1 protein-coding gene and 1 pseudogene (1 of these 2 running past the window's edge) are annotated in these 1,375 nt (G+C 71.0%); one reads left to right on the top strand and one right to left on the bottom strand.

Features of this window, described 5'->3' with window-relative positions; all coding sequences use genetic code 11:
* Positions 1-458: hydantoinase/oxoprolinase N-terminal domain-containing protein (locus BN903_RS04730; protein ID WP_048076612.1), on the bottom strand; the 458-nt coding region annotated here is incomplete at its 3' end.
* A 275-nt stretch (positions 459-733) separates the two neighbouring features.
* Between BN903_RS04730 and BN903_RS04725 the strand changes: the two are divergent.
* Positions 734-1,375, top strand: a pseudogene (locus BN903_RS04725) (hypothetical protein); it runs 168 nt beyond the window's last position.

Raw genomic sequence — 1,375 nt, 5'->3', positions numbered from 1 at the left:
GGAGTGGCGCGCTCGGCGACTTCGAACCGGCGGCGTCTGGGGACGAGCGGCGTCGGCTTCTCGGCGTCGAGGTCGTACAGCGACGGGCGGGTCTGTCGTCCGATCTCCAGGACGTCGCGGAACCCCTCGGTCGTCACGAGCGCGGTCCGCGCGCCGTCGTTCTCTAACAATGCGTTGACCGAGACGGTCATCGCGTGGGAGAAGTCGGTCACGCTCTCGGGGTCGATCCCGGCCGCCTCGCAGGCCTTCTCGATCCCCGCGACGACGCCCTCGCTCTGGTCCTCGGTGCTTGGCACCTTCGCGGTGACGAGATCGCCGTCGAGCGAGAGCGCCACGTCGGTGAACGTCCCGCCGACGTCGACGCCGATCGCTCGGGCGTCCGTCGATCTGTCCGCCGTCGCTCGCTCGTCCGTCGATCCGTCCGCCGCCGTTCGCCCGTCCGTCGATCGCCCGCCCATCTACGACACCTCCGCGGCGTCGCGGACGGCCCGGACGCCGGAGAACGCGGCCTCTCGATCGCTTGGCATGGGATCGACTCGTTACCGGACGGACTTAAGGCCGCGCGGTCCACCGGCGCGGCGCGCTCCCGTTCCCCCGACCGCGGAGAAGGCGGCCGTTCCAGCGCCGCGACGAGACCGCGAACATCTTCGGGAACAGGCGGAGGGCGGAGGCGTTCCGTTATCCGACCATGGGAGCAGTTCCGGGCGGTATCGACGCGGCACGAGGACCGCCGATGACGGTCCCGCTCCGGCACTTCGTCGTCGGCCTCGCCCTCCTCGGGAGCGCCCTGCTCGTCGGAATCGGGCTGACCGTCGACGCGGTGCCGGGGCTGGGCGGTCTCGTCCACGTCCACCTGTTTCTGGTCGGGTGGGTGTGCGTGACGATCATGGGCGCGATGACGCAGTTCGTCCCGGTGTGGTCGGGGACGACGCTCCGGTCACGACGCCTCGCGAACGTCCAGCTCGCGCTGGTCGTCGCCGGACTGGTCGGGTTCGCGGCCGCCCTCGCGCTGGGCCGGCTCTCGTGGCTCGCGGGATTCGGCGTCCTGCTGCTCGCCGGGTTCTGGACGTTCGTCTACAACGTCGGGCGAACGCTCGCGACCCTCGACAAGTTCGACGTGACCGAGCGGCACTTCGCCGTCGCGCTCGCCTTCTTCGTCGCCCTGACCGGGCTGGGCGTCCTACTCGCCGCGGACCTCGAATCCGGGTTCCTCGCGGGCCTCGGCGTCTCTCACGCGGGCGTCCGCGGCGCGCACGTCACTCTCGCCGTCTTCGGCGCGGTGCTCACCACCGTCTACGGCGCGTTGTACCAGCTCGCGACGATGTTCACGCAGACGGAGCTACGCGGCATCGACCATCGGCTCCGGGCCGTCGAG

Source organism: Halorubrum sp. AJ67 (assembly GCF_000513435.1).
The sequence above is the reverse complement of the archived record's forward strand: the minus strand, read 5'-3'. Positions and strand labels throughout refer to the sequence as shown.